The organism is Dermabacter sp. p3-SID358 (genome assembly GCF_025147465.1).
GTDB lineage: Bacteria > Actinomycetota > Actinomycetes > Actinomycetales > Dermabacteraceae > Dermabacter.
On sequence record NZ_JALXOZ010000010.1, the window covers coordinates 60,670 to 81,447 of the forward strand.

The window sequence follows — 20,778 nt, forward strand, 5'->3', positions numbered from 1 at the left end:
GTCGAAGTGTGACGGGGTGAGAATGGGTGCCATGGACCCACAGCCAGACATCGCCTCGGTGGCCGCGCACTTCGCCGATCGGTCACGCGCCGCGATGATGCTCGAACTGCTCGACGGCAACGCCCGCCCCGTGACGCGCCTGGCCCAGGTGGCAGGGGTGCGCACCTCCACCGCCAGCGAGCACCTGTCCCGCCTGGCGGGGGCAGGACTGCTCGTCGTCGAGCCCGAGGGACGGGTGCGTCGCTACCGGCTCGCAGGCCCCCACGTCGCGGTGGTCCTGGAGTCGTTGATCCCTCTGGCGTCCACCCCTGGCATCACGGGGCTACGCCAGGCCAGCCAGTGGGACCGGTTGCGGGTGGCGCGCAGCTGCTACGACCACCTGGCCGGCAGTCTGGGCACCGACATCCTGGCGGGCCTGGTCGAGGTCGAGACGCTGCGCCGCACCGACGGCATCCAGGGCACCGTTCGGGGTCCGCTCGATGCCATCGCCGGCCCGACGGCCACCGGCTACGTGCTGGGTCCCCACGCTGCCCAGCACTTCGCCCGGATCGGTATTGACCTCGCCGTGGTGCAGGCTGGGCGTCGTCCCCTGCTGAAGGTGTGTACGGACTGGACCGAGCAACGCCACCACCTCGCTGGAGGACTCGGAGCCGCGCTCATGCGCGCCCTCATCGACCGAGGGTGGATCGAACGCCGCCCCGGACGGCGCGACCTCCTAATCCACAAACCAGAGGACATTCAAGACTGGCTCACCACTGCCTGACTCGATCAACATCTCCGGTCAGTACATCTAGGCCTGCACACGACGCGCGATGAGCACGTGCGCGAACCAGAACGCCGCACCGCCCGCCGAGAGCGCGAGGGCACCGATGCCGAGCTTGACCAGGTCGGCACCGAGAACCGGAACCATGACGCCCGAGACGATCGCGGCAACGATGAGGTTCATGAACGTCGCAAAGCTCGTGGAGGCACCGCGCTCCTCGGGGAACATGTCAAGAACTTCGAGCTGCACGGGCGCCATCATGAGCGCCGCCGCGAGACCGAGAATGCCGGGGCCCACCATGACGAGGAGGTGCCAAATACCGAACTGCGAGGTGAGCTCGGGGGTAAGCATCGGGATCACGACGGAGAGGATGCCACCCACCACGACGGTCGTGAAGGCGATCGTGATGAGGCGCGAGCGACTCAAGACGAAGGCGAGGCGCCCCACGAGATAGTTGCCGAGGATCATGCCGGCGATGATCGGGATGAACAGCACCCAGTAGTCCTGGGCACCGAGGTGCATGACGTCTGGCACGATGATCGGCGCTGCCGAGATGAAAATGAAGTCGGCCTGGCTCGCGAGGCCGAGCGCGAGCGAGAGGCGCCAGATGACCGGCGAGCGAAGCACGCGCCCGAGCGACGTGAAGATGCCCTTCGCATTGAACGGCTGGCGCTTCTCCGGAAGGAGCGTTTCGGGGATGACGATCATCATGATCGCGAGCGTGACGAGCGCGTAGAGGAGCATCGCACCGAAGATCCAACGCCACGGCCCGAGGAGCAGAATCCAGCCGCCGAAGATCGGCGCCGCCGCGGGCGCGAGCGCGAAGATCATCATGACCTGGCTCATAAGCTTTTGCGCCCTGCCGCCGCCATAGAGATCGCGGATCACGACACGCGAAACGATCGTCGCACCACCCGCGCTGAGGCCCTGGAGCACGCGGAAGGCGAAAAGCATCGGGAGATTGACGGCGAGCGCCGCGCCAAGCGAGCCGATTGAGAAAACGATGAGCGAAGCACCCATGACACGCTTGCGTCCAAGCGCATCGGAGAGGGGGCCGTGGAACATGCTCATGACCGCGAAGGAAATGAGGTAGAGGCTCGTCACCTGCTGCATCGCTGCGGCGTCCGTGTAGAAGTCCTCCCTCATCGAGGGGAAGCCCGGGAAGATCATGTCGATCGAGAACGGGCCGAGCATCGCGAGCATCGCCATCGCGAACGTGAAACCGAACGTGACTTTCTCACTGCGACCGAGGTGCAGGCGAAGAGCAGCCGTTTCGGTCGCGACCTCCTCGACCTGCTCGATCGGTCCGGTCACGTGCGAGACGTTGTCGGTGGGCGTCGCGAACGCGACCTGCGGGATTTCCTCGGTAAGCGGGCGCGGCTCCTCAGTTGCGAGGCTTTCGGCGGCACGCTCGTCGGCGAGCCGCGCGAGTTCTAGGGCACTTGTGTCGGTTTTCCTCTGCTGTTCGTCAGTCACTTGGCCAATCTTATGGAAGATCCGCGCCCTTCCAACCCCTCTCGCACAAGATCACTCATGACTTCACTTACTCGCTCGCGTGCTTGTTAAGCTCGAGCCACACATTCCAGCGGAAGAAGGAGGCCAGCCATGCGGCGACGCACGCTTCTCGGCGGCAGCCTTCTCGCGGCGCTCGGCGCCTCGGCACTGTATGTGGAGCGCAGCAGCATCGCGAGCCTTTTCCCGCACGAGGCGCACGAGGACCTCTACTCCCTCGGCGTCGCGTTCTCCGCCACTTCGGATTCACTTACGCGCGAGGTCGAGGAGCACGACGCCGCGGCCTTGCTGCGCGCGGGGACCATCCCGGGGGTAGAGCGCACCTTTGTGCAGCCGGATTCACCCGAACTCATTCTCGGCACGCGCACTCTCAGCACCGCTCACGGCGCGGGTACGCTCAACGCCATCACGCGCGCCTTCCTCGACCGCGCATCGCGACCGGCCTCCACGCCCACGCTCACCGATCTCGACCGTTCCGCGCTCCTCGACGTTTTCAGCCTCACGTGGGCGCTTCCCTCCCCCGTCGCGGCCCTCAGCCCGAACTGGCGCTACACGTGGCCCCGCGACACGGCCCACGTGATCGTGGCCCTCGCCGAACGTGGCTTCGGCGACTGGGCACTCGGCCTGCTCGAACACCTTGCACGCATCCAGCGCCCAGACGGCACGTTCGAGGCGCGCTACCGCCCCGGCACCAAGGACGCCCCTGATGATCGCGCCCCGCAACTCGATGGGGTCGGGTGGTTCCTGTGGGCAGCGGCAACGCTCGCCCGGCTCGGGGTTTTAGGTTCCGACGCCACCTCCGCGACCTCGCTCCCCACTCTTAGAACGACGCTCGCCCGTGCGGCGCGTGCCGCCCTCGACGCCACACACACCGGAAGCGGCCTACCGAAGCCAAGCCCCGACTATTGGGAAGTGCCCGAGCGGCGCCTCACTCTCGCGACGGCGGCCATGACGCTCTGCGCGCTCGAGAGCGCGGCGTACCTTGCAGAAATAGGCTGGATTGAGGGCGAAGAAGGCGTCGGAACCAGAACGCTCGAGGCACGGGCCCGGGAAACCGAACGCGCCCTCCTTGCTGCTTTTGGCCCAAGCAACTTCCAGCGCTACGCGCACGGCGGCGGTTTTGACGCGGGGCTGCTCATGCTCTTACCGCCGTACCAAACCAAGGGATTTGCCGAGCGCAACCCGCAGATCGCCGGTCAGGTCGATGCGGCGTGTGAGGCGATGTCGCGACCCGCGGGCGGCGTCGCCCCGGGGGCACGCTGGAAGCGGGACAGCATCAGCTGGACTCCGCAAACGGCGATGTTCGCGCAAACCTACGCACACCTTGGCAAGCGCGAGCGCGCGCTCGAGCTTCTCGAATGGCTTGCAGCCCACCGCACGAGCGCCGGAGCGATCAGTGAGAAGGTCCTGGCCGACGGAAGCCCCGCCGCCGTCGCGCCCCTTTCGTGGCCGGCAGCGCTCGCGCTCAGCACCCTCGTGGCGCTCGGTGCTTGAGCCATTGCGCTTCCCTTTTAGTCCCCAGAGCCCACCAGGCCACGGGGCTAGAGTGGTAGATCGGGAACGAGGAAGATCCCACACCAAGTTTCGAGGAGAGGTCATGAACGAGAAGGCAAGTGCGCCCGATCTTCGCGCGGAACGCGTGAACTACACGAAGGGCCAGCTCACCAAGACGCTCGCGGGCAACGACCCGCACGCATTGTTTGACGAATGGATGAGGGACGCGATCGAGCGCCGCGATCGCGAAGGCGATCTGCTCGAACCGAACGCCATGGTCGTCTCCACGATCAACCCGGAAACTGATTGGCCGGATTCGCGCGTGCTGCTCCTTAAGGAGCACAAGAACAAGAAGTTCGTGTTCTTCGGCAACTACGAGTCTCAAAAGGGGCACGACCTCGACGTGAACCGCAAGGCGGCCCTGAACTTCGCGTGGCTGCCGCTTCAGCGCCAGGTGCGCATCCAGGGCAAGGTGCGCCGCATCAGCGCTGCGGAATCCGACGCCTACTTCGCGGTGCGCCCGCGCGGTTCGCAGATCGGCGCCTGGGCGAGCTCGCAGTCGGATGTCGTCGAGTCGCGCGAGGATCTTCAGCTCGCGAACGAGCGCGCCGAGAAGCGCTTTGAAGGCAAAGAGGTTCCCCGCCCGCCGCACTGGGGCGGCTGGGCGCTCACCCCGCACGTCATCGAGTTCTGGCAGGGCGGCGCCTCGCGCCTTCACGACCGCATCCGCTTCACAGCCCTGGACGTTGAAGAGGGCCGCTGGCAGGTGGAGCGCCTCGCACCGTGAGCCTCTGCGAACAAAGGGGTCGGCATTCACACGAATGTCGACCCCTTTTTCTCTACGCGAAGGGGTTCCAAAACCTTCCGCCGTTGACGATCGCGAGCATGATCGGGACCGCGAGCACCGCGAGCGCGAGCGCCATGATGAGCCAATCGCGCCACGTGAGCGGCTTCTTGCCGTACCACGTACGTCGCTTCCCGCGCCCGAAACCGCGCAGCTCCATCGCACTCGCGACCTCTTCGATCCGGTCGAACGCGCCGAGGAGAAGCGGGAGGATGACGCCCACGATGTTCCGCGCGCGCGTCACGATCCCCGCCTTCGACGAGGTTTCGAGGCCGCGCGCCTGATGCGCCTTCGAGATCGTCACGAAGTCCCGCTGAATATCGGGGATGTATCGAAGGGCGATCGAGACGGAGTACGCGATCTTGTAGGGAACACCGATGCGGTTCAGCGACTGCGCGAACTCGGGCGGGCGCGTCGTCGCAATAAAAAGGAGCACGGGCGGGAGCACCGCGAAGTACTTGAGGGTCACAACGAGCTGATAAAACAGCTGCTCACGCGTGATGTCCCAGTGCCACGGGCCATCCACGAGCACGGTGCGCGTGCCGTACAGCTCGGTTCCGTAGCCGGGGGCGAACAGGAAAATAAAGACGTTGTTGAGCAGCATGAGACCCGCGATGATCACGAGCACTACGGCGAGGTCGCGAAGCTTCACGCGGCTCAGCGCCCACAGCACGATGTTGAGCACGAGCATCGCCGCGAGATAGCGCGCATCGAATCCCACGAGCGCACCCACGACGCTCGCGACGGCGAGCATGAGTTTCGCGAGCCCCGACACTCGATGCAGGAAGCCCGGTCGATCCACGTAGCCGAGAACGGATTTAGCGGGCATCGCCCACCTCCCGCTTCTCGCGATCAACCGCGATCACGGCCTCAATGAATTCACTGCGGCCAAACTCTTGGGTGCCGCCGTTATCGGTGGAAACGGGAAGCCCGACGGTGGCTGCGAGCGCATCGAGGCTCGTGCGCACGAGGTTCGCGCGCCTCGTCACGTCATCGTCGACGAGGATCCGCGCGGGCGAAGAATCCGCGATGATCTCCCCCTCGCTCAGCACGACGGCGCGCGGAACATACTCGAGGGCGAGATGCATGTCATGCGTGATGAGAAGGATCGTTGTGCCCCCGCGGTTAAGCTCGCGAATGAACTCCATGAACTCCGTGTAGTGGCGGAAGTCTTGGCCCGCGGTCGGTTCGTCGAGAATGAGGATCTCGGGTTCGAGTGCGAGCGCGGCGGCGATCGTGACGCGCTTCTTTTGGCCGTGGCTGAGCGCGCTCACGGGCCACGACTTAAACGGAGTGAGGCCGCACGTCTCGAGTGCAGATTCGACGCGGCGACGAACCTCTTCCTCATCGAGGCCGTGGGCGCGCGGGCCGAGCGCGACCTCATCGAAGATGAGCGGCTTCGAGATCATGTGTCCCGGCTCTTGAAGCACAAAGCCCACGCGCGTGCCGATCTCGGCGATACTCAAGTTGAGCACATCATCACCGAGCACCTCGACCGTGCCCGAGTTCGGCTTCATGAAGCCCGTGATCGCGCTCGCAAGGGTGGACTTCCCCGCGCCATTGTTGCCGAGAATCGCGAGCATCTCGCCGCGCCGAATTTCGAGGTCGATCCCGCGCAGAGCGTGCACGCCCTCGTGGTCTTGATCGTGGCCGTGAAGCACGTGGAGATTCCGCACGCTGATAGCCAAGGTGGCGTCGGACCCCTCCCCCGACTCCCGCTTGACCGAAGCCGCGCCGGACCTCGCGGCCCACTGCTCACGCCCCCACTCTCGTACCCGTGCGCATTCGCTCTCGCTCAGGCGAAGGGCCTCGAGCCGGGCGGGGTGCGCGGACGCTGGCGGTTCGATCCCCGCATAATTGAGGGCCGTAAGGTGCAGCGGCCGGCGAATGCCGTGCTCGGTGAGGAGACCGGAGGTCACGAGCTCATCCGGGGTTGTATCGGCAACGAGGCGGCCGCCGGCCATCATGAGGATCCGATCGACCCCCCTGTGCAGCACTTCTTCGAGACGATGCTCGATGATGACGACACTCGCACCGCTCTCCCGATTGAGGTCGTCAGCCAGTTCGATCATCGCGCGACCCGTCGCCGGGTCAAGGTTCGCGAGCGGCTCATCGAACAGGAGAATCGGCACGTCGTCCACGAGCACGCCCGCGACGGCGACGCGCTGCTTTTGCCCGCCACTCAGTTCGTGCGGCGAGTGCTCAAGAAGCTCGGTGAGGCCCACGCGCTTGGCGACCCGCTCGACGATGCCCGGCATGTCGCCCGAGGCAACCTCCTGGTTCTCGAGGGAAAAGGCGATATCCTCCGCAACCGTGAGCGCGACAAACTGCGCGTTGGAATCCTGGAGAACCGTGCCAGCCTCACCGGCGGTGCGCACGAGCGGCGCGCGCACCGGATCCACGCCACCGACCCTCACGCTGCCACTCACGCTTGCCTCGAAGCGATGCGGCACGAGGCCGTTCATGACGTGTACGAGCGTGGATTTTCCCGAGCCGCTCGGCCCCACAATCGCGACCTTCTCACCCCAGCCGATCGTGAAGCTCACGTTCTCGACCGAGGGAAGTTTTTGGGTGCGGTAATGCACGCTCACGTCATCGAAAACGATGGCATGAGCGGCACGGTTCGCCTCGGGCGAATGGGAGGGAAGAGCCATACGGAACGCTTAAGCGCCCACCTCGAGCGAGCCCGAGCGGGTGCGCGTCTTCGCATACAGCGCGAGGATGATCGAGCCAAACACGCAGGTGAGAATCGCGTTCGTCACGAAGGCCACGAGGCCTTGCACGATGACCTTATCGAACGGTTCGCCCATGAGCGTCACGTCCAGAATCCAGGCGAGTACGCCCCATGCAACGAAGTGACCCACGATGACCGCGAGGTTGAAGCGCACGAGATCCCGGCGCGGGAACTCCCCCTCGTTCACGCGGTTACGAAGCATGAAGAAGCCCACGATGAGACCGAAGACAGCCGTCGGAATCTCCCACGAAAGCCAAATGCCGTAGCCGGTTGCGTCGGCAAGAATATGCCCCACGAAGCCGGCAATGGCCGCAACGTACGGTCCGTACAGCACCGCGAGAACCGCGAGCAGGGCGTACTGGAATGTGATCGCAAGATTCGGCACGGGAACGGGGATCGCAACGAATCGACTCAGCACAAAAAAGAGTGCCGCACCGATACCGATCGCCACGACCTGCGTCACGGGCGAAACCCTGCGGGTCACGGGAAGCGGTGCACTGGAGGTAGGAGTTTCAGGGGTAGACATGATGGGGATCCTTACTGTTCGACCTTCTCGAAAGCGACATGCCAGCTGTTGCCGCGCCCGAGGTGGAAAGCATTCGCGTACGAGCCGCGATTGATCGCGACAGCCACGCGATCGAGAGAATTGACGTAGATGAGGGACTCGCCGACCTCGACGTGCGCGAAGCTCGGCGCATACACGAGGCTCGTCGCGTGCACGGTCTGTCCGTTGTGGGTGATGGTGAGGCGCGCGTAGTCGCCATGGCTAATGCCGGCATCCTCGAAAAGGGTGCGCGGGATCGATGTCCACAGTGAGCCGTAGCGGTTATCGTGCGCGTCAATCGTGCCCGTGAGCACGTGGCCTTCGCGTTTCGGCTCAGCGATCGGAAGAGCCACAACCTCGCCCACGTCGAGGCTTGGGCCGACCTGCTCGTAGGTGATCGTGCCACTCGCGAGGCGCGCTCCCGTGAACGCGTAGATGTCGCGCCCGTGGAACGTATAGGAGTGCGCTGAGCCCTCGCGGCGGTTGAACTTTTCGTCGATTTCGCGAAGCTCCTCGATCCCGAAGAACTTCTCGATGTGGGTAAGGGTGCCGTTGTTCGGAGTCGCGACATAGTGCCCGGTCGAGGTGCGTGCGACGACGCTCAAGCGATCCGAGCCAACGCCCGGGTCGACGACCGACACGAAAACGGTGCCCTCGGGCCAATACGAAATGACCTGGGCGAGGCGATAGGAGCCTTCCCAAATGTCGTACGGCGGAATGTTGTGCGTGATGTCGTGAACGCGCAGCTCAGGGCTCACGCCGGCCGCGACGCCATACATGGCGCTCACGGCGCCATCGACGTATCCGAAATCCGACTGGAGAACGAGTGGCTTCACCGCGGGCCTCCCTTGACACATGTGTTCATGACCTTCGTAAGCGTACCGATACCGAGGACGCGCGCGAATGCACATGGCGAAATATGAACAGCGAGGCGAGAAGGCAGTGACATGTGTCATTCACGCACGTGACAAAGCAATGGCAAGCCCCTGACGTTTTCCACTACTACCCAGGCCGCGCGTGCCGAAGAGTGGAGGCATGAACAACGCACAGCACGTCATCACCGTCTCGAACCTGACCCGCACTTATGCGGGATCGAAGAAAAAGAAAGCCTTTACCGCCGTGGACGGAATTTCCTTCCATGTGAATGAAGGCGAGGTTTACGGGCTGCTCGGCACAAATGGCGCCGGTAAAACCTCGACTCTCGAGATCCTCGAGGGGCTCGCTCCCGCGACGAGCGGAACCGTGGCAATCCTCGGCATGGATCCGCGTAAGGACCGTGCACAGCTTCGAGCTCACACGGGCACGATGCTCCAATCGGGTGGCCTTCCTACTCAGCTCACCGTCGCCGAGACTATCCGCATGTGGGCGGGAACGTGCTCGAACCCCATGGACCCCGATCAAGCCCTCGCCGCCGTTGACCTCACGCACCGCGCGACGGTGAAGGTCGGATCCCTCTCCGGCGGTGAGCAGCGTCGCCTCGACCTCGCCTGCGCACTCGTGGGCCAACCTTCGATCCTTTTCCTCGACGAGCCGACAACCGGCCTCGACCCCGAATCCCGTCGCGGTGTGTGGGCGCTCCTCGAGGACCTCAAGGCTCGCGGCGTCACGATGATCCTCACGACCCACTACCTCGAAGAAGCCGAGCGCCTGTGCGACCGGATCGGGATCATGCACCGCGGGAACATCGTTCTCGAGGGCAGCCTGCGCGACATCGTCGCCACGGAAGCCTCGATGATCAGCTTCGAGGTCAGGGAAAAACCCGACGCCACCGGCGCCAACACCGAGCTCAGCCTTCCCGCCCTCGCCGGCGCCAACGTCACGCGCACCGGCAATACCTACGAAGTGCGCACCGACGAGCTCCAAGATGATGCCCTCGCGGTTTTGCAATGGGCGAAGAACGAAGGTCTCTCCCTCACCGGTTTCTCCGCGACACCGGCCTCCCTCGAAACCGTGTTCATGCGCGTCGCGGGCGAGCAGCGCTAACGAGTGCGCCGGCCCGCATCCACCGAACTTTGACGAAAGGACACACCGTGACCACAGCAGCCGCTTCCACCTCAAAGTCCCGCTCGAATCATCTCTCGCGCACAATCGCCCTCGCACGCGCCGAACTCACACAGTTCCTGCGCAACCCCACCCTGATCTTCATGGGGGTCGTGTTCCCCCTCGGTCTCACGGCGGGAATGTTCTTCCTTCTGAAGTCAGCCTCCGGCACCGAAGGTGTGGCCGCTTCGAGCGCCATCGAGATCTGCATCCTCATGACCATGCTGCTCGTCGTGTACTACTCGGTTCTCTCGATGTCGACGACGCGCCGAGACGAAAAGGTCCTCAAGCGCTTGCGCACGGGCGAAGCCACCGACGCCACCATCCTCCTTGGCATCACCGCCCCGAGTGCCGTGCTCGCGATCATCACGATGATCGTGGCCCCCGCCCTGCTCGTGGTGTTCGGCGCACCAATGCCCGTGAACGTCGTGCCGCTCATTGTCGCCACAATCGGTGGAATCGCGGTAAGCACGGCGCTCGGTTTCCTCACGAGCGGCTACACGAAAAATGCCGAGGCCGCCCAGATCACCTCGCTTCCCGTATTGATCCTCGCGATCGCCTCGCAAAGTTCGTTCCGCACCCTCATGCCCGAACAGGTCAGCACAATCGTCGACCGCACCCCCTTCGCGCTCATGGCCGATCTCGGCCAGCTCGCGTGGATCGGGAAAACAGCGAGCGATACCCACGAGCCACTCGACTCCGGTGCGGCTCTCGCGGCTGCAACTTCGCCGATGCTCATCCTTGCACTGTGGGCGGTCGTGCTCGTCGCTCTCGTGCCGATGTACATGAAGTGGGAATCAAATCGCTAAACCACTCACTCAAACTGCGTGGGACACTGGTGAGGGCCGGTTTCGGCCCCGCCAGTGTCGCCTTTCACGATCGCCACAAGGACTTCTCATGAGCACCGCCCCACCGCCGAAAGCCCTTGGGCCTTCGAGCGCACGCGAGGTTGCCCGATACGCCTCGTATACGCGCTGGTCCGTTGCCCTCGCCGCCCCGACGCTGTGGATCATCTTCGCCTTCCCCCTCTTTACGAACCTTCACCGCTATGGCGAGCATGCTTTGCCTCTCGTTGGCTTTTCCCTTGGCTCGGCAGCGCTCGCGACTTTTGTCACCGTCCCACTCATGCGCGAGGGCGCGCTTTACCTGAAGCCCACCACGATGGCGAGACCACGAGGCACGCGAGTGAGCCTCGTCGCCATCACGGTCAGCTGGGCGGTGTGCCTGCTCCTCACGTGGATCACTAACGAGGTGCTCTCCGTGTGGGCCGGCATGTACGCCATGTTTTGCAGCGCGCTCTTTGCGCTCGCGCACGCTCCTTGGATGAAGCGCAAGTGGCTTGTCGCGACCGTGGCAATTGCCCTCACCTGCGTCCTCTCGCACGGTTTCGCCTCCGGAACCATCTTCGCGATGATCCTCGTGCCCTACGCGTTTCTCTTTGCCACGGTCTCGGCCCTGTGGGGCATCAAGGTTCTCCGCAACATGGATTACGCCCGCGAGCTTGACGCCGAACTGAAGGTCAGCGAGGAACGCCTCCGCTTCGCGCAAGAGCTCCACGACACGATGGGCCAGCGCCTCGCGGCGATCAGCCTCAAATCTCAAGTAGCCCTCGCGCTCGCGGAGAAAAACAAAGATGTCACGCACGAGCTGCGCGAGCTTCAAGAGCTCGTGAAAGTCAGCACGAATGACATGCGGGACGTCGCCCACGGTTACCGTCGCCCAAACCTCGCGACCGAAATCGCCGAAGCGCGATCGCTCCTCGCGGCCGCGTCTATCACGTGTGACGCTCAAGGGGATTCGCTCGACGTTCCTGAAGAGCATAGGGAAGCCGCTGCGTGGTTCGTGCGCGAAGCCACGACGAACATTCTGCGCCACTCCCACGCGAGCCACGTGCGCCTCATTCTCACAAGGAGCGCGGTGACCCTCATCAACGACGGGGCACCGTCGCCGCCTGGGCCTCTCTCGGGACTCGCAGCGCTGCGCCAGCGCGTACACGAGAGCGGGGCGAGCATCGAAATCGAGCATGATTCGCCCCAATTCACCGTGCGGCTATGCTTCAACGAAGGCGCGGCAGCCGTCGGACCCAACCCCACCAACGCACCCGAGGAGCGCGCATGATCCGCATCGCCATCACCGACGATGAAACCCTCGTGGCATCCTCCCTCGCGACCCTGCTCGGGCTCGAGGAAGATTTCGAGATCGTCACCGTGTGCGGCTCGGGCGAGGAGCTGCTCGAGTGGTGGGCGCGTGAGCCGAACGGCGCCGACGTTCTCGTGTGCGACCTGCAGCTTGGCGGCATCGACGGCATCGAGACCGCGCACCGCGTACGCGAAAAGAGCCCGGGCGTGCAGGTGCTCATCGTGACGAGCCACGCCAGACCCACCGCCCTCAAGCGCGCGCTCGAGCAGGGCGTAGCGGGATTCTTGCCGAAAACATCTGATGCGAAGGAGTTCGCCGCGGCAATCCGCACCGTCCACGCGGGTCGGCGCTACCTCGACCCGGAAACAGCTGCCCTCGCGATCAACGCGAGCGACAGCCCCCTCACGGAACGGGAACGGGAGCTTCTCGAGCTTGCGGGGCACGGCCTCTCGATCGAGGATATCGCCGCCGAGGCGCACCTCGCACCGGGCACATGCCGCAACTACCTCTCCAACGCGATGGCAAAGACCGGTGCTGGCAACCGCTTCGAGGCGTACATGGTGGCACGTGACCGGGGCTGGCTCTCGTGACGGCAAAGCGCATCATTCAGGTTGAAGGGGCAACGGTCACGCGGCCCACGGGTCCTTGGACGGCCACGGTGCACGCTTTGCTCGAGCATGTTTCAGGTAAAGGCGTCCCGGTTCCACGGCCTCTTGGGTCCGACGGTTGCCGGGAAACACTGAGCCTCGTTCCGGGTACCGGTGGGGACGAAAGATGGGGCGATGCTCATCTTTCCGTCAAAGCGTGTGCCTCGGCTGGGGCACTGCTGCGGCGCTATCACGACGCGAGTGCAAGCTTCGTACCACCTGCGGGAGCTACGTGGATCACCGATTGCTACGTGAAAAACGACGCAGTTTCAGGAGATGATGCGAGCACCGCCGGGGTCACCGAGGTTCCTGGCACGTTCGAGGTGATCCTCCACGGCGACCCCAAACCCGGCAACATGGCGTGGAAGGGAAATGAGGCCGTCGGGTTCTTTGACTTCGATGATGCCCGACCCGGCCTGCGGGTCGATGACGTCGCCTACGCGCTCAAGTGGATCATCCCGTTCAACGGCGAAGTCGAAAAGCTGCGAGGCATTGATGAGGGTGAAGAGTCGGCGATGCGCGAGCGCGCGGCGGCTTTCCTTCGTGGCTACGGCTGGCAGGGCCCTTTTGATGTTGCGACCCTCGCCGTCGGCGCGCACGAACGCTCGATCGACGAGATCGAGTGGGGCGCCGCGGGTGGTCTCGAGCCTCAACGCACATGGGTCGCTTCAGGCGACGTTGCCGCCTGGCGGGCGGAACTCCCCGAACTCGGCGCAATCGCGCGCCGCGTCTTCCCCGCTCCCCTCCGGGTCCCCGCCGACCCCGGGATCCACACCCCTCTCAGGGTCGCTGCCGCTTTCAGGGTGAAGAAAAGAGGCTAGGCAACCCTTGAAACGGGGCACAACGTCGTTTTTCTATACCTTGAACGTCAGGGGTTCGGCGGGCGGATGGGCCAGACGGGGCGGGGCAGGCGCCTTACTTCAGGTTGGCGCCTGACGACGCATTCGTGCGGCGATCCACGAACTCCTGGTAGGCATCGGCAACCTCATCCACGTCACCGTCGGCCACGAGCACGCCTTTCTCAATCCACAGAGCGCGCGTGCACATGGCGCGTACGGACGCGAGAGAGTGCGACACGAAGAAGACGGTGCCCGCGGATTCGCGGATCTCCTCAATCCTCGCCATGCTCTTCTTGCGGAAGGACGCATCGCCCGTCGCAAGTGCCTCGTCGATCATGAGGATCTCGGGGCTGCGAATCGTCGAAATCGCGAACCGCAAGCGCGAGGCCATGCCCGAGGAATACGAGGTCATCGGCAGATAGAGGAAGTCGCCGAGCTCGGCGAAGTCCGCCACGTGCTGAACGCTATCGCGCACCTCTTTGGACGAGAGGCCGAGGGCGAGCCCACCGATCATGATGTTGCGCTCACCGGTGAGGCGCGGAAGCATCGCGGCGTTGACACCAAGAAGCTCCGGTTCCGCCGACGTGTACACGCGACCTTCGGTCGGGGGGAGGAGCCCGGCGATTGCGCGCAAGAGCGTGGATTTACCCGAACCGTTCGTGCCCAGAATCGCTACGGATTCACCGTGGTGAGCCACGAACGACACGCCCTTGACGGCAGGCACGTGAGTGATGGGGCCCGTGCTGGGGCGCCCGAGACTGATCGCCTTATCCCACAGGCTCTTGCGCTGCTTCGCCGTGCCGCCACGGCGGCCACCGAACACGCGATAGGTGATGTACAGGTCGTCGGCAATGACCGACGGCGGCCCCAACGGCTTGCGCTCGACTTTCTTCGGAAGAATGCTCGGGTCAATTTCGAAGTCAATATCCTCAGTCACGTCCGTACGTCTCCTCGACTCGCCAGAAGAAAACGAAGCCGATCGCGAAGGTGCCAAGAGCCCACGCAACCGCCTCGAGCCACAGCATCGGCGTCATGGGAATCAGGCTTTCGTTGCCAAAGACCGCGCGGAAGAGCTCCAGGTAGATCGCGAGAGGCTGGTGCAAGAGGATCGGCTTGATCCACATGCCGTCGGGCACCATCGCGCTCAGAAGGAACATGCCGCCCGAGGCATACCGACCGAGGGTAAGGAAGAACGGCAGCGCATTTGCGATATCGGGGGCACGCGCACCGAGACGAGCGAAGAACAGGGTCACACCGGCAGAAAAGGTCGCGAGAAGCAGCGCTGCAAACGGCAGCAATAGCCAGGACCACGTGGGGAGCACGACTCCCATGCCGGGCAAAAGGCCAGTGACCATCGCCATGATCATCATGGCGACGAGAATGGGCACGAATAGCACCACTTCGGTCATGACGGAGGCGAGCGGCACGATCGCTCGCGGGAAGCGGTGCGAGCGAATCAGTTGCATATTTGTGGGGATCGAGTTGATACCCGACATCACCGACGTCTGGAAAAGGGTGTAGCTAAACGTCCCAATGGTGATGAAGGCCGCACGGTTATCAATTCCCGGGGCGCTGCCATGGAACAGGAAGCCGAAAATCACCACGTAAATCGCAGCATCCAGAATCGGGCGCAGGATCGCCCACGCTTGCCCGAGGTAGGAACCCTGATTGCGGGAGTACGCGCGAGAGGCGGAAAGATGCCAAATGAAGGAGCGGCGCTGCCATACCTGAGCGATGTACCGACCAAGTGGCGGCCGCACGCCCATTTCCCTCAGGCCCGATTTGCTCGCGAGTTCCGCGGCCTCCGCCGAACTCAATCGCGGAGATAACTCCACGTGGGGCTTGGTCTCAGCCACAATCATGCTCCTATGGGCCTGCTGCCGCGTCTCATTTTTCTCGCGCCCTGTTCGCTATGATCTGTCGGTGTGAATCACCGTGACCCGTCGACGCCGCTCGTGAGTGTCATCATGCCGGTCTTTAACGGCAATGCGACCTTACACCAGTCGATGATGAGCATTCTAAGGCAATCAGTAGAGGATCTGGAGCTCATCGTCGTCGACGACGGCTCGAGTGATGACTCCGTGCATATCGCCGAGCGCCTCGCGCAGACGGATGATCGAGTGCGCCTCGAGCGCAGGGAGAAAAGCGGCGGCCCCGCGGCGGCACGCAACACCGGAATCGTGAAGGCCAAGGGGCAGTACCTGGCCTTTTGCGACGCCGACGACATGTGGCTCCCTCACAAACTTGAGCGTCAGCTCGAATGCGCGAAGCGTTCGGGCGCCGCTTTGATCTACAGCTCCTACCACCGGATCGCACCGAGCTTCCGTGCGAGCGCTGAGGCCTTTGAGCCGGAGGGGCGCGTGGTGTGCGTGCCGACGAAGCTCACACACGAGGAACTTCTCGCGGGAAACAAGATTGGCAACCTGACCGCGATGGTGAACCTTTCCGTCACCGGGCCGGTGACGATGACAGACCGCCCCGGCGCGGAGGACTGGGCGCTGTGGCTCGAGATCACCCGAAGGTTTGGGGCAGCACGCGGGATCGAGGAACCGCTCGCGCTCTATCGCGCCGAACAGAAGGGCTCGCATTCCAATGATCGACTCCGGGCTATCCGCGCGGTGTGGCGCGTTCTGCGGGAACAGGAAAACGTGCCACGATGGAAAGCCGCCTGGTACTTAATGAGAAGCTCCATCGCTGCATTGAGGAAGTCCAGGATCTAAAAAAACCGCATGGGTAGGTAGCGAAACATGATTCTGATTTGTACGAACGAGTTGGCGGGGCCGACCGGCTACCACAAATCGGTGGTGCAGCTCGCGAATGGTCTGCACCAAACCGGCTACCCCGTGGCGGTCAAGGCTTTCTTGGGCGGCGGCAACGTGTGGGATCGGATGCTGCCCTCGTGGCCGCTCGATGAGGGCATTCCCGCGTTCACCGTGCGTGCTCTACCTGCCGATGGTGGCTCACTGCTTCATCGAGGCGTCCACCCCGAGTATTCGGGCAACCTCGGCGCACTGCGCTTTTCCTTCACCGCAAATCAGGTTGGCGTACTGCGGCAACTCAACGACGTGCTCGATGACAACGACACGATCGTGTTCACCAACCCCGTCCAGGCTCTCGCCTTCCAGTACGCGTTGGGCGACGCTCAACGTCGACCGAAGACGGTACTGCAGATCCACGGCGACTACGCCCACCACAAGGAGCTGTGGGAGCCACTCAAGTCGGTTCGCGACTGTATTGATCGGTTGCAAACCGTTGCCGATGGGCTACGCGCGCAATTCATCGACCTTTTCGGCGAATCCAACGTCGTATTCATTCCGAACTTCCCGGGCGAGGGCAAAACAGCAATCCCGCGCGTGGCGCACGAGGGCGTCAACATCGTGCTCCCGGCATCGCTGCAGCACCGAAAGAACCAGCTCGATGCCGTGCGCTCGCTCGCGAAGATCAATGATGATTCAGTGCGACTCAGCCTCTGGGGTTCGGCACATCCGCTCAACCCCTACGTGAGCGCTGTTCGCGAGGAAATCTCGCAGCTCGGGCTCAAGGACCGCGTGCACATTTGCGGCTACGGCTCCGAACAGGACGTGTACTCCGAAGCGGACATCGTACTCATGACATCGCTTTCCGAGGGCTTCCCGTATCCCTTGCTCGAGTCGATGAGTCATTCACTGCCCGTCGTCGCCTACGACTTTGACTTCGGCGCGCGCGAAGCCATCGAGGACGGCCGCAACGGATTCCTCATCCCCATGCTCGACCTCGACCTCTTGGCCGAGCGGCTCGGCACTCTAAGTGCAGACGCCTCTATGCGCGAGCGTTTTGGAAAAGCGGGCCGCGAGCGTTACGACGAGCATTTCTCACAAGAAGCAGTGGGCAAGCGCTACCAGGAGTTCCTCGGCCCCCACGGCCGGTTTGTCGATCTCACCGAGGCCTTCGCCGTGCGCGGCGAGGAGCCGATCTCCACCGAGCAGATCAGCCACAGGGTCAAGTGGCGGGGCCTTTCGCGCTATCACCAGATCACCGTCAAGGGCGACGCCCCCCTTCACGACATGCAGATCGACAACTCGGAACGCGCTACCACGCCCCGGGTGAAGCAGCGCGCAACCAAGCGAAGGGCAAGCACGCAAGCCGCGCACGAGACCCTGATCCAGTTCCCCGCTTTCGGCAAGGAAGTCATTTCCTACACCGCGGCGCCTGGCTTGCAAGAACGCCATTACCTCGGGCACACCACGAGCCGGCATGAGCTCGAGATCTTCGGCCACTTGCGCCGCGATGCTGACTACACCCCCGTGGACGTGCTGCATGCAGCCAAGGGCGGAGCCCAGCACGTGTCGTGGACCACCACGCCGAAGGCACTTGGAACCTTTATCGAGAAGGGCGCCGAGGCCGTCTCGTGGAAGGTTCGACAGGTCGTCACGGAACTCAACAAGCACGTTCACGCCACGCGCGAGAGCGAACAACCCACGCAAGCGATCACATTCGCCACTCCCAAGGCTGATTCTCACCCTCCCGTCAAAGCCCCCGAGGCGAGCGTTCCGGTCGATGGTGCTGCACCGAATGCTCCGGCTCAGCCTGCAAAGGCCGACGGTGGCCTCAGTCAAGGGCTTCGCGAATTCGGCAAAGCACTAGGCCTTTCCAACAAGGTCGTGGCGAACGTGACACGCGTCGCCAAGTCCTACGCGGGATCCGGCATCAAGCTGCTGCGCAGCGCAGTCGCCGTCAAGGAATCTGTTGCCCCCCATCGCGAGATCGGCACGCACCCCTGGTTCCCGGTGACCGGAGGCACGGATAACTTCGGAACACCAGTGAACACCGCCGGTGCGGTCACGGTCGAGCCTGGGGCGCTTACACACGCTCCGTCCGTGCTCGTACGCGGAGAATACGACCGCCTTGAGCTCCGCGATGGCCTCACCACACGCAGTTTCTCCTCCCCCTTCACGTACGGTGAGTTCTTCGATCGCCTGTGCGAAGCCGAGCGTGAGTACGGCCTTTTCGACATCACCACCCGAAGCGGTGACTACCTGTGGGAGCTTGGCCGCTCCGCCCTCGTGATCCAGCTCGCCGAGGCTCTGGGCCTGTGGGGTGCCGCGGATGCGATTGGTGCCCCGGTGAAGCCCGAGTACGACGGTCCCAAGCGGCTCACGACAGCACCGCACGCGAAGACCGTGGTCTTCGACTACGTGCGCCGCGGGCAAAGCGGATACCGAACCGCACCGTTCATCAACGACGAAACGCTGTTCGTGGTCCAAGCCGACGCCAATGGCTACCCCGGGGTTGAGGACTCCCCCCTCGTGTATCCCTTCGCCGAGTTCACGGAGTGGAGCCGCCACTGGCGCCAGCGCTGGTCCCACCTGCGGGTACCGGAAGTTGACGCACGCCCCTTCGAGGAAGCGCTCAGCAAAGCATTCGACATGCGCGTGGACCTCGGCGACCACCTTCGCAACCGCCTCGCGAAGTTCCAGCTCGAGCGGGACTTCTTCACCCCCGTGTTTGAACGAGTGCAGCCCGAAGAGGTCATGATCGCCTCGAGCCACTGGCGGGCGGGCATCGTGCATGCCGCGCAGCGCTCCGGCGCGCTCGTGGGCGATATCCAGTACGCGCTCACGAGCCGCTACGCGCCGAGCTTCTGGTTCGGCGGCACCCCGCACTACGGCGCGACCCGCTTCCACGCATGGTCAACGATGTGGGCCGAGCGCACCAACGTCTACAGCGAGAGCGTGATCGTGCCGCGCGAGCAAAGCGACTTTGAGGCCGCCAAGACAGCCGTCGGCGATGCCGAGCCCCGTTGGGACCTGTGCGTGATTTCGCAACCGCGTGTACTCCGACGAATCCTCTCCTTCGTGAAGCAGACCGTTCAGAAGCGCCCCGAGCTCTCGATCGTGATCGCGCCCCATCCGGCGCAGCGCGCAATCATCGGGAAAGAAATCGCCGCCGCGGGTCTCGAGGGCAAGGTCGATATCGCGACCGAAAACACGCTCGTCACCGTGAGCAATTCCCGCATGAGCGTGGGCACGTTCTCCACTTCACTGTGGGAGTCGGCAGCGCTCGGCAAGCCCACCTTCGTGATTGAGGTTCCCGGATTCGAAGAAACGCTGCAAGACGTGGAATCGGGACTGTTCCGCCTCGCGAATTCGCCGGCGGATTTGGTGCCGTTCGAGGTCCCGGAGTCGCGTCACCAGATCTTCGCGTAACGCCCATGGACATTCAAAATCACTACTACGGGCACAGTGCCGCGCTCGCGCGCTTTGTAGGTGAGCCTTCGGTGAGGCACATCAATGGTTTAGTGCAGCACGGCTGGACCGTTGCCTCGCCCACACTCGTGCACTTTTCCGATTTCGCGAAACTTCCCCGCACTGCGCGTCGCCTTGTGTGGAGCCACCATTCACGCGCCTGGGATCCGCATAGCGACGAGTTCCCCACCACCGCGATCGGTGCTCCGTGGTTGTATCTCAGTTCCCTCGCCCGGGCGGTCGCGATCAAGCCTCTCGGAAAAACGGTCGCGTTCCCCGTGCACTCGACGCGGCTCGTGAGGATCGATGACGCCAATGCTGGCTTCGCCGAAGAACTCGCCCGCCGAGAAGGCCCAGCAATCGTGTGCGTACATCCCGAGGATCTGGCCGATCCCGCCGCGGTGCGAGTCTGGAAAGACCACGGCCACGACGTGGTGAGCGCGGGCGACAGGCGCGACCCGAATTTCCTGGGCAGAATCATGTACCTGGCGCGAGCGGCGAACCGCGTGGTCTCCAACCAGCTTTCTACTGCCGTGGTGTATGCCGCAGCCGAAGGCACTCCCACCGAAATTTTCGGCCCCCCCGTCGCGGTCGGCTCACTCGGCACAAGCGTGTCGAGCCGCACGCAAGAGGTGTGGCCCGAGTTTTTTGACCCCGAAGCGGCACCACAGCGAGAGCACATCGCGCGCGCTGAGCTCGGCATCGACAACATGCGCGAACCCGCTGAGCTTCGGGAGCTGCTTGGGTGGGACAAACGCCACGTGAGGCCTTTTCTCGACTACTGGTGCGGTGCGCCGCTGAGAAAGGCCGGTACGGTTCTCGGGATCGTCAAACGGCCCGACGGTGCCCAAGACGCGGGGTCCGACAATTCGCCCCTGGCCTTCCTCAAGCATCCCTTCAGCCACTTGCCCAGCCCCTTGCCGCAGCTGCCTGGAGCGGACCTCTTGCCCGCTCCCCTCACAGCGGAGCACCAGTCACCGCTTCGCAATGCTTAGAAC

At 63.9% G+C, this 20,778-nt stretch carries 18 protein-coding genes; 11 read left to right on the top strand and 7 right to left on the bottom strand.

The features are described 5' to 3' along the window. Window positions 1-31: 31 nt before the first annotated feature. On the top strand, window positions 32-763 hold the full coding sequence (locus M3B90_RS06170) for a helix-turn-helix transcriptional regulator (protein ID WP_259889134.1): 732 nt from the start codon (window positions 32-34) through the stop codon (window positions 761-763). Window positions 764-790: 27 nt separating this feature from the next. On the opposite strand, the gene M3B90_RS06175 is transcribed toward M3B90_RS06170, so the two are convergent. Then, on the bottom strand, window positions 791-2,239 hold the full coding sequence (locus M3B90_RS06175; RefSeq protein ID WP_259889135.1) for a multidrug effflux MFS transporter: 1,449 nt from the start codon (window positions 2,237-2,239) through the stop codon (window positions 791-793). 129 nt (window positions 2,240-2,368) lie between these two features. Here M3B90_RS06175 and M3B90_RS06180 point away from each other — a divergent pair, with 129 nt between their 5' ends. Next, window positions 2,369-3,769 (top strand): glycoside hydrolase family 15 protein, encoded by a 1,401-nt coding sequence (locus M3B90_RS06180; protein ID WP_259889136.1) that lies wholly within the window; start codon window positions 2,369-2,371, stop codon window positions 3,767-3,769. 103 nt (window positions 3,770-3,872) lie between these two features. Beyond that, the gene (gene pdxH / locus M3B90_RS06185; protein WP_259889137.1) at window positions 3,873-4,556 is read left to right on the top strand and encodes a pyridoxamine 5'-phosphate oxidase; all 684 of its coding nucleotides are present in this window, start codon (window positions 3,873-3,875) and stop codon (window positions 4,554-4,556) included. A gap of 52 nt (window positions 4,557-4,608) precedes the next feature. On the opposite strand, the gene M3B90_RS06190 is transcribed toward pdxH, so the two are convergent. Genes M3B90_RS06190 through M3B90_RS06205 form a run of 4 tightly spaced genes read right to left on the bottom strand, consistent with a single transcriptional unit; the run spans window position 4,609 to window position 8,727 of the window. Next, entirely contained in the window at window positions 4,609-5,442 is an 834-nt protein-coding gene (locus M3B90_RS06190) for an energy-coupling factor transporter transmembrane protein EcfT (RefSeq protein ID WP_259889139.1), read from the bottom strand. Then, window positions 5,432-7,267 carry an ABC transporter ATP-binding protein gene (locus M3B90_RS06195; protein WP_259889140.1) on the bottom strand — a complete coding sequence of 612 codons (1,836 nt, stop codon included), beginning with the start codon at window positions 7,265-7,267 and terminating at the stop codon, window positions 5,432-5,434. Before M3B90_RS06195 ends, M3B90_RS06190 begins: the two co-directional genes overlap by 11 nt. A 9-nt stretch (window positions 7,268-7,276) precedes the next feature. Further along, window positions 7,277-7,873, bottom strand: a complete 597-nt coding sequence (locus M3B90_RS06200; RefSeq protein ID WP_259889141.1) for an ECF-type riboflavin transporter substrate-binding protein — start codon at window positions 7,871-7,873, stop codon at window positions 7,277-7,279. 11 nt (window positions 7,874-7,884) lie between these two features. Continuing rightward, window positions 7,885-8,727 (bottom strand): S-adenosyl-l-methionine hydroxide adenosyltransferase family protein, encoded by an 843-nt coding sequence (locus M3B90_RS06205; RefSeq protein ID WP_259889142.1) that lies wholly within the window; start codon window positions 8,725-8,727, stop codon window positions 7,885-7,887. 199 nt (window positions 8,728-8,926) lie between these two features. Between M3B90_RS06205 and M3B90_RS06210 the strand changes: the two genes are divergently transcribed. From M3B90_RS06210 to M3B90_RS06230, 5 genes are all read left to right on the top strand, one after another. After that, window positions 8,927-9,874: an ABC transporter ATP-binding protein gene (locus M3B90_RS06210; RefSeq protein WP_259889143.1), complete on the top strand. Its 948-nt coding sequence runs from the start codon at window positions 8,927-8,929 to the stop codon at window positions 9,872-9,874. 47 nt (window positions 9,875-9,921) lie between these two features. Next, window positions 9,922-10,740, top strand: coding sequence for an ABC transporter permease (locus M3B90_RS06215; RefSeq protein ID WP_259889144.1), 819 nt, complete (start codon window positions 9,922-9,924; stop codon window positions 10,738-10,740). A gap of 88 nt (window positions 10,741-10,828) precedes the next feature. Next, on the top strand, window positions 10,829-12,049 hold the full coding sequence (locus M3B90_RS06220) for a sensor histidine kinase (protein WP_259889145.1): 1,221 nt from the start codon (window positions 10,829-10,831) through the stop codon (window positions 12,047-12,049). Then, window positions 12,046-12,660, top strand: a complete 615-nt coding sequence (locus M3B90_RS06225; protein WP_259889146.1) for a response regulator transcription factor — start codon at window positions 12,046-12,048, stop codon at window positions 12,658-12,660. Before M3B90_RS06220 ends, M3B90_RS06225 begins: the two co-directional genes overlap by 4 nt. Beyond that, window positions 12,657-13,538, top strand: coding sequence for a phosphotransferase enzyme family protein (locus M3B90_RS06230; protein ID WP_259889147.1), 882 nt, complete (start codon window positions 12,657-12,659; stop codon window positions 13,536-13,538). Before M3B90_RS06225 ends, M3B90_RS06230 begins: the two co-directional genes overlap by 4 nt. 94 nt (window positions 13,539-13,632) lie before the next feature. Here M3B90_RS06230 and M3B90_RS06235 read toward each other — a convergent pair whose 3' ends face one another. Together M3B90_RS06235 and M3B90_RS06240 are read right to left on the bottom strand one after the other, a co-directional pair. Beyond that, complete coding sequence (locus tag M3B90_RS06235) at window positions 13,633-14,493, bottom strand: ABC transporter ATP-binding protein (RefSeq protein WP_259889148.1); 861 nt, start codon at window positions 14,491-14,493, stop codon at window positions 13,633-13,635. Further along, entirely contained in the window at window positions 14,486-15,412 is a 927-nt protein-coding gene (locus tag M3B90_RS06240; protein WP_259889149.1) for an ABC transporter permease, read from the bottom strand. Before M3B90_RS06240 ends, M3B90_RS06235 begins: the two co-directional genes overlap by 8 nt. Window positions 15,413-15,481: 69 nt before the next feature. On the opposite strand from M3B90_RS06240, the gene M3B90_RS06245 reads away from it, so the two are divergent. Genes M3B90_RS06245 through M3B90_RS06255 form a run of 3 tightly spaced genes read left to right on the top strand, consistent with a single transcriptional unit; the run spans window position 15,482 to window position 20,775 of the window. Beyond that, entirely contained in the window at window positions 15,482-16,276 is a 795-nt protein-coding gene (locus M3B90_RS06245) for a glycosyltransferase family 2 protein (protein ID WP_259889150.1), read from the top strand. 27 nt (window positions 16,277-16,303) lie between these two features. Then, window positions 16,304-19,741, top strand: a complete 3,438-nt coding sequence (locus M3B90_RS06250; RefSeq protein ID WP_259889151.1) for a glycosyltransferase — start codon at window positions 16,304-16,306, stop codon at window positions 19,739-19,741. A gap of 5 nt (window positions 19,742-19,746) precedes the next feature. After that, window positions 19,747-20,775, top strand: coding sequence for a hypothetical protein (locus tag M3B90_RS06255; RefSeq protein WP_259889152.1), 1,029 nt, complete (start codon window positions 19,747-19,749; stop codon window positions 20,773-20,775). Window positions 20,776-20,778 lie beyond the last annotated feature (3 nt).